Below are 8,346 nucleotides of genomic sequence, written 5' to 3' on the forward strand. Positions count from 1 at the left end.
ATTCTATCATCTCCAATAAGAACCTATTCTTCCACCGTCTGTTGCATTTAATACAATGTAGTCGGTCTGATATCCTTCTATTTTTCTTCCGGCTGTTCCAAGTTCGGCAGTTGCATCTTGACTCTCGCTTATAGTGAAAAACCATGCCGGAACCAGCCAGGCATTTTGTGGATTCTTATATGCCGGTATATAAGTATATCCCAGTTCGACAGTTGCAACATCATAACCAAATATCGTCTTGCTCTCTGCAGGCTGACTGGAAGGGTAAAGATATTTCACCTGATCGATCAGGCGGTTTTCTATTTCATCAAATGCAAGGAGTTTTACATTTTCTGTAACTATCTTTTCTTCCTGACTCATACCCTTCCATTTGAAGGAACGGATTCCATCTTCTGTCACTACAATATAAATCTGCTCTACCGGCATGGAAGGTGCATATGCAAATCCACTATCATCTGAATATCCTCCGGTTTTATCCTGATTTATTTTTAATCCGGAAACAGAAGGAACGTAAGTAAGCCGATAACCGGTTTTTCCAAGATTTGGATCAGCATTCCATAATGCTTCCTGTTGTTCTAATATAGTGGCTTCCGGATAATCAGACTGTGCATACCAGAGGATTTTGTCTGATGACAACAACTGCATATTTTCGAGGTTCAGATCTTTCAGAATTTTTTCAGCTTCATCTTCTGCTGTCTCTTCTAAGAGAGTGGTTTCTTTCATCTGGTCTTTCAGTGTTTGTAGTTTCTCCATAAAAGATTCTTTTACGCTTCCTGCAGGAACTCCATATTCGTCTGTGCGATTCTCTATTGCCAGATAGTTTTCAATAGTTGCCAGTTCGATCCCATTTCCTTCTGACCAGGAGAAGATACTATAATTTCCTGCTTCCGGATCGTAAGTTTCTGCATTGATCGTACCCTTTGCATCTGCACCAACCGTTGCCTGAAAATGAATCTCCATTCCATCCTGCTTTGTGGTATCCGGAAGAATATCATATCCGTTAGCTTCCAGTGATTTTCTTGTTGCTTCATACGCCGGATCTGTCTTTTTTGATGTGTATTCAATCTGTCCAATTTCCTGCAATGGTGTCTGCTCTGGCGCAAGAGGAAGAACTTCTTCCACTAACTTTTCAAGCCCTGTTAAATCATACTCCACACTGTTGTCAGCATAGAATCCTTCCCTGTTCTTAATCCTATCTAAGAGGTTCTGATAGTATTCTCTGGTAAGTTCCTGCGTCTGATACAAAATCTCTCCGCCTGCAAAATAGGAAATAAGTCCGTTTAATTGTTCAAGCTCCAGTTTTTTCTGACTGACTTCAATCACCGGAAGATTTCCTGTCGTAACAGATTCTAATTTCTGATCTGCGTGAAAAACTCCGCGGTCATTACTCCATGTTACTGTTGTGTCCCAGTGTTCCGGCAGATCCAGTGTCTGTGTCTCTCCATCTTTCAATGGTTCTGCAATTACATCCTCGCTTAATCCTCCGGCCTTACTGACAACTGCACTCTGGTCAGGTGTCTTCTGACATCCCGTAAGTAACAGACCACAAGTAAGACTGACTGTCAGAATCGATGGTAAAATGATTTTAGTTCTCTTTTTCTTAATTGTCATGGCATCATTCCTCCATTTCCATTCCTGTTTGTGTGATATGAATTTCGTATCCTGAAAATTTGGAACAGGTTTTTTTCTTACATTCAGTTTAATCTTGTGGTGAAAGTACTGCAAGCGGATGGCCTTCAAGTACTGGATTACTGGACATGAGTATTTATAAATCAAAAAATGTTATTGAAACAACAAACATTCCATCTTCCATTTCATAGGCCAGATCTCCATCATATCGTGTGACAATCCGTTCCACACTTTTCAAACCATATCCATGAAGAGATTTATCCTGCTTCGAAGTCAGAAAAGTATGTCCTGATTTGGCAGGAAGCTTATCGGTTCCATTCTTAATTTCAAGAAACAACATTTGCATATGCTGCTCAATCTTTATACTGATTTTCTTACGTTCTTTATCAGTCACTTTCTCACAGGCTTCCAGGGCATTGTCTAGCAGATTCCCAAATAGTGAACAGATCTCTCTTTCTTCCATCGTCAGACTGGATAGTGGTGTTACATCCAATTGAAAATCAATCCCTTTTTGTACTGCCAGGATTCGCTTTTGCCCAAGAATCAGATCCACTACATGATTTCCTGTATAAATCTGTGGATTGATTTTTACGAAATTTCTTCTGATTTCATCTACATAATTTTCCAGCTTTTCATATTCCTGATTTTTTACATATTCACTGATTACAAGATAATGATTCTTTGTATCATGAACGAGTTCTTTGTTCTGCTCGATGGAAGCTTTTATTTCCTCATATTTCTGTTTCTCCATCTCTTCTTTCATCAGAAGAAATGTATTTTGTCCCGTTATGTTTCTGTTTTTCCATATAAGAAATGTCATGACGCTGACAAGCACGATCATAGTAAGAAAACTGATGAGACTTCCTTTTAAGACATCCTGAATCACCGGAATTCCGGCTGCAGAGTATAGAAGCCCGTATTTTAAAAGTTTTTGATACTCCAGAACGAGTGCTGACAACAGTACGCCACATAAAACAAATACCCATTGAAAGGCTTCTATGTCTTTTTTCTTCTTCCAGCTTCTTATTTTGAAAATGATAAAAAAGAAAATAATTAATAACAGGCTTCGTATCACACAAGATACTTCATTTTCATGGTAACGGAAAAATAGAATCTGAGGGTTTTCTGCCTGATTCCCATAAATAAATGCGAGAAGGTAGTAAATGATATATAAAAATAATGTCATCGCTGCTTCATACATAGATGCGATCCCTGTAAGAAGAATCAATTTCTTTCGATAGGCAAGGAAACTTCCGAAAACCAAAATAAAAATCGTCAACAGGTATCCATAAGCACTAAACACAGATCTTTTGACCCATACAGAAATAATTGTTGAAGTGCTGATCAAAACAAAATAGAGAATCCATTTATCTTTCGTTTTCAGAGTCTTTCTGTCTATAACTGTTCCGAATAACAGATAATAGAAAAGGAAGGTTTCAAGAAAATTCAGTCCAATCCATATTCCAAGTGTATCCATCGTTACGAATTCCTCCAGTAGAGATTGATTTCTCGCTTTACTTCTGCAAGTCTTGCCTTACTTACCGGTACTTCATATCCTTTTTCGAGATAGATAGTGTCACCGCTTACTCTGCAAATCTGCTTTATATTAACAGCGTATCCACGTTCCACCAGAAGAAATTGTCTACTATTTAACATTTTCAGTGCATTTTCCAAAGAAGTTCGCTCTCTCACAACGCCTTGGGTAGTAACATAATTTACATACTTAGCACCTTTGGATTTATACAGATAAAGAATATCCTTATAAAGCAATTTCACCTGTTCTGTACCGTCTTTTATAATACAGAATTCTTTCTTTTGTTTTTGCAGCTTTTCAATAAGCTGTTCAGCAACTCCGGGAAGACGAAATTCTAGATCCTGTTTCAAAATATACTGATATGCTTCGATCCGATAACTTTCTGCCGCATATTCTTCATAAGATGTGATGAAGACAATGTACATGTCAGGGCAAAGCCTTCGAACCAATTTCCCCAGTTCCACTCCATCCAGCTGTTGCATCTGAATGTCTGTAAATAAAATATCTGTTGATTCGCCCTTTTGAATTTCCTCAAAGAAACTTTCACCTGATGCATATAGTTTAATCTCTACTTCGTATTGTTCCTGTATATTTTCCTTTAGAGTCCGGAGAATTTGTTCTCTTGTCTGTTCTTCATCGTCAACGATTGCAATTTTTATCATAAGTTGAATTCACCTCGCCTCACATAATCAGTATCAGTATAACATACTTCGAACACGCATTCATATTATGGCCATAAAATATATTGGTTTGGGACATAAAAAAACGAAAGGCTCCTGCAGGAGCCTTTCAGACTACGGACTTCACAAGTTTCTGTTTTCATCTAGAAGATATATAGCAAAGACTTTTCCAAGTTGCAGAGGATAACTTTCCTTGATGATGCCATCAAATACAATACGAATATGGTCACCGGCATTCAAATCAGGGAGCTCACCACTTTCTACTATATTTGTTGTTACAGAGAATTCTTCATCAACAGGAATACCACTATCAAAGGATTCTGAACATTTTACCTTAATTGATTTTTTCTTTACTTCAAGAACAGTTGCATCAAAATATACTTGTTCTTTTTCCTGACTTGAATTTAAATCTGCTACAGCTCCATCATAGACCATTAATTTTATCGTTTCATTTTCAGGAACATCAGCGTATACACCTACAGTACATGCCTTGTTTTGGGATATCTGATACAAGGAACTAACACCGCCCGCTGGAATTTCTGCTGTTCTTTCTTCTTCATCCGGTATTTGTAGATGAACAATAATATTGAAATTATTGCTGTTTTGAAAGGTGAGTATTCCAGTTTGGGAGAATACTTTTTTATCAGAATATGTAACTACATAGTTATTTGTCTCAGAGGTTTCTGCGCAAGTAACAGAACAATCCCATTTGTCTTGCTGAGAGGTATCTTGTTTACTATTGAAAGTGACAAATTCATCCCACAATTTATCGAAATTAACAAACTCATAATACTTTTCATCAACACCGAAATAATGTCCCGGACAGAGTGTAACTACGTCTTTTCCTTGGAAATAAAGCTTATAGTAAGTAACTGCTCCACTTGATAATGCTTGATTTTTATCAACTTCATCACCAAGCTCAACTTGATTCAGCAAATGGACGAACTCCTTCTTTTCCTGATCTGACAGTGTATAGGAAAAATTTCCATCTTTCCCACCTGTTGTGCCAGAAAGTTCGATTTTATCAATTTCAGACACATCTATAGTTCCAAACTCAATAGCAGAATGGGTGGTATTCTTTTGACAGCCGGACAATAGAGTCATCATAATCAGTATGAATGATAGGATTATTTTTGAAACTGTTTTTTTACATTCTGTGTTAAACATTTTTCTGCCTCCTGCTAGTGTACTGCCTCATTGTTCGCTATTTTATCAAGTTTGGCAAAGTATTTTTACCATTTTTCTTTGAATCAATTATAACATGAACAAGTTTGCTTTTCACTTGTTATATGATAAATAAACGAAAAAATGCATGTGTATGATTTTTCGTTTCATACTCATGCATTTTTTCTTACTTACTACCGGATGGGGCATCTGGAGGAGTGCTCCCCTGAGGTTTCTCCATGTCTGCGTCAGGCTGTCTGTTCCCTGGTCCGCCTTTCATGTCACCTCTTTCTCCACCATTGCCAGGCATTTCTCCATGCGCGTTACTTCCATAAACCAGACTATCCATGGTAACGCTCTGCTCTGCTGTTCCGGCTGTTATAGTATAAGTTTCTCCCTGTTGGATTTCCGGGGTGCTTATGATAATGGAAGAATATTGTTTTTCTGCTGTCCAGCTGAGAAGTTCGGTACTACTACTGTCAAGGAGTGAAATCGCAGTATTACCTTCCTGTCCATCAACATTTACCATAATAACACCCTGCGTTGAAGAAGAATCAAAATTTTGTGCCATACCAGAGGAACCGGATGCTGCAAATATGCCACCGGTTATCTGGGCACTTCCATTGTAATCTAAGCTTCCATTTCCATCATTTGTAGGACCTGAAACGTAGGTTTCTCCACCGGAAACTGTGATGTCTCCGTTGGAATCAACTCCGTCTCCGGAAGCATTTACATGAAGCACGCCGCCAGAAATTTGAATATAAGCGCCTTCTGTGGCTGCAAACTGGTCGTCTCCGCCCTGAAATCCTTCAGAACTACTACTATCATTTCCGCCTGCAGCATTTAATCCATCATCCGATGCCAATACTGTAATTTCACCGCCCGCAATGTCGATACTTAATCCTTCGATGCCCTCATAGCTTTGCGTAATGTCTATCTTTCCATCAGAAATAGTCACATTAGAAGCTGCATGAATTCCATCATCTCCTGCTGATATCGTATAAGTACCTCCAGCCAGATAAACGAACCCGGAACTGCTATCATCTTTATTTTGTGCATGGATACCATCTTTTCCTGATACAATCGTATAAGTACCATTGGCAATACGCACGCTGTCCTTTCCGGAAAGTCCATGACTGGCACTGGTGATCACATATGTTCCGCTTGTGAGAACGAGATCATCTTTGGATACAATTCCGTGTCCTTCCTGTGCTGTAACTGTAAGGGTTCCCTCTCCGTTTAGAGTCAGGTCTGATTTAGAAAATATAGCGGCATCGATATTATTTTCATCTATGGCAGTATAGGAACTTCCGTTATGCTCTAAGGTATTTTCAGTTCCAGAAGCTGTAGTAACAAATACCTTATCTGCCGAGCGGACATATAATGCAGCGGATTGATCGTTAGAGATGCTTACTCTGTTAAGAACAATCTGAACTTTGTCGGTATCTTCTGCTTCTACAACCACCATTCCGTCAGATAAAGAGCCTGAAAGAATATAGGTTCCTTCGTCTTTGATCGTTATAGTATTTTCCGTAATGGACACTGCATCGGACTCACAGCTGGAACTATTATCAGCCAGAGAAATGGTGACGCTTTCGGATTCGTCATATCCTACTTCTTTATCTCGATCTGAAAACATATCGGAAGTATCTGTTTCGGTAACAGAAGAACTTGTCGTAGTAGATGATTCTGTAGTTTGCTGTGTTGTATTTCCAATTTTTGTGTTACAGCCGGATAGCATCAAAGCTCCCATTGTGAGAAATAATATAATTGTTTTTTTTTGCATCAGTTATCGCCTCCTGAATTCTTATAATTCTCCGACTATAGTTTCCTGTCTGCACATCGTAATTTCCAGGTTGCCGTTTCTGCAACGAAGAGCGTCGATCAGTTCTTTTTCTGTTGCAGGATCTTTTAATGTTAAATTGTAAGTCAGCTTAAACAAGCTTCCCATATTTGTAGTTTTGATCTGTAGAATTTCATAATCTATTGTATATTTCTTTAAGATCCTGTCAAATACTCCGCTGTAGTCCAAATCCTCCGGTATCGTGATATGTAAAGTTTTGTAACGTGCTCCATGTTTTCTTGTTCCAAAATCCAGACGATTATACAGAAGCATGATACTTCCAAGAATTGCAGCAGATAGTAAAGCATACGCGAGATATCCCATTCCAGCTACTAAACCGGAACACATGGCAAGAAAAATCGCTCCGATTTCTTTTGCAGACCCAGGAACTGAACGGAATCGGACAAGGCTGAATGCTCCGGCAACAGCCACACCGGTTCCTACATTTCCATTGACCATCATGATCACTACACAAACCACTGCCGGAAGCAGCGCCAGTGTTGCTACAAAGCTTTTCGTATATTTTGTTCCATACATATAAGTGACGGCTAAGATCAGACCAATCACTAAGGCACATCCCACGCATAATAAGAAATTCGAAATAGAAATCACACTGGTCATATTGGTATCAAAAATTCCCTGAAATAAAGTATTAGACATTGCTGTATCCTCCTTGTAAAGATTCTGTTAATATACGCTGATAAGCAGAACCATATTTTGAAAATGATGTTTTGTATAAATGCTGTTTCGTAAGCACTTCGCTCATCCAGAGTGGAATTCCTCCGGAAGTTTTAATTTCCATCAGTGTCTGATCATTTCCCAGTAAAGAAAATCCATAGATTTCGCTGCCAAGGGAAAAATCATTTCTCCGATACAGGATATTTTCATCAAAAGTTACACGAAAATCACTGCCGTCCAGAGAATAATAAGCTTCCCGTTCATAGGATAAAAATACGGATGGATGAAGATTTTCATAGTAATCGCGGAAATATTGAATTTCATTTCCAATCTGTGAATGAACCGGTAACGGTTCTCCAGTCTGAAAACTGTCCATAACCTTCTCTTCCGGAAGCTGTAACCTGCGTTTGTATACGACAGATTTATATTTTTTCTTGATTTCTACAAATACCGGATCGGATTTTTCTACAGGTTTATAACTTCGGATCCGCAGCTTTTCTTTGTACACCGGTTTTTCCAGAGAACGCCGAATCAGCCGAAATGTATCAGTATCAAAATAAATATTTCTTATGACGGTTCTTCCGTAATCATCCAGCTTCATATAAGGCTCCATTGCCAGAAGAATCTGCTCTTTTTCCTGTCTGTTCAGCAGATATTTCAATTCATAACGCTTAAAAGTCATTTGATAAGCCATTGTTTTCCTCCTGTTTTTTATTTTACATATATAAGATACTCCCGTAACCTTAATTAAACTTTAAAAAAATGTAACTGTTCAGAGCCAAGCAAAATTTCATAAAACAGGTGTAAAATGCTTGCAT

General features: G+C 38.4%; 7 protein-coding genes. All 7 read right to left on the bottom strand.

Features of this window, described 5'->3' with window-relative positions; all coding sequences use genetic code 11:
* Window positions 1-6: 6 nt before the first annotated feature.
* Window positions 7-1,611 carry a DUF6034 family protein gene (locus LI162_RS07785; RefSeq protein ID WP_227156211.1) on the bottom strand — a complete coding sequence of 535 codons (1,605 nt, stop codon included), beginning with the start codon at window positions 1,609-1,611 and terminating at the stop codon, window positions 7-9.
* A 154-nt stretch (window positions 1,612-1,765) separates the two neighbouring features.
* Entirely contained in the window at window positions 1,766-3,106 is a 1,341-nt protein-coding gene (locus LI162_RS07790; protein WP_020436020.1) for a sensor histidine kinase, read from the bottom strand.
* 2 nt (window positions 3,107-3,108) lie between these two features.
* Window positions 3,109-3,825: a LytR/AlgR family response regulator transcription factor gene (locus tag LI162_RS07795; RefSeq protein WP_196021045.1), complete on the bottom strand. Its 717-nt coding sequence runs from the start codon at window positions 3,823-3,825 to the stop codon at window positions 3,109-3,111.
* Window positions 3,826-3,966: 141 nt separating this feature from the next.
* Window positions 3,967-5,010, bottom strand: a complete 1,044-nt coding sequence (locus LI162_RS07800; RefSeq protein WP_196021043.1) for a hypothetical protein — start codon at window positions 5,008-5,010, stop codon at window positions 3,967-3,969.
* Window positions 5,011-5,194: 184 nt separating this feature from the next.
* A complete protein-coding gene (locus LI162_RS07805) occupies window positions 5,195-6,793 on the bottom strand; it encodes a carbohydrate-binding domain-containing protein (protein WP_227156213.1) in 1,599 nt (532 codons plus the stop codon).
* A gap of 21 nt (window positions 6,794-6,814) precedes the next feature.
* Window positions 6,815-7,510 carry a DUF4956 domain-containing protein gene (locus LI162_RS07810; protein ID WP_196021039.1) on the bottom strand — a complete coding sequence of 232 codons (696 nt, stop codon included), beginning with the start codon at window positions 7,508-7,510 and terminating at the stop codon, window positions 6,815-6,817.
* Window positions 7,503-8,222, bottom strand: a complete 720-nt coding sequence (locus tag LI162_RS07815; protein ID WP_196021037.1) for a polyphosphate polymerase domain-containing protein — start codon at window positions 8,220-8,222, stop codon at window positions 7,503-7,505. Before LI162_RS07815 ends, LI162_RS07810 begins: the two co-directional genes overlap by 8 nt.
* Window positions 8,223-8,346: the final 124 nt, after the last annotated feature.

It is taken from the genome of Mediterraneibacter sp. 210702-DFI.3.120, from assembly GCF_020561005.1.
Lineage (GTDB): Bacteria > Bacillota > Clostridia > Lachnospirales > Lachnospiraceae > Mediterraneibacter > Mediterraneibacter faecis.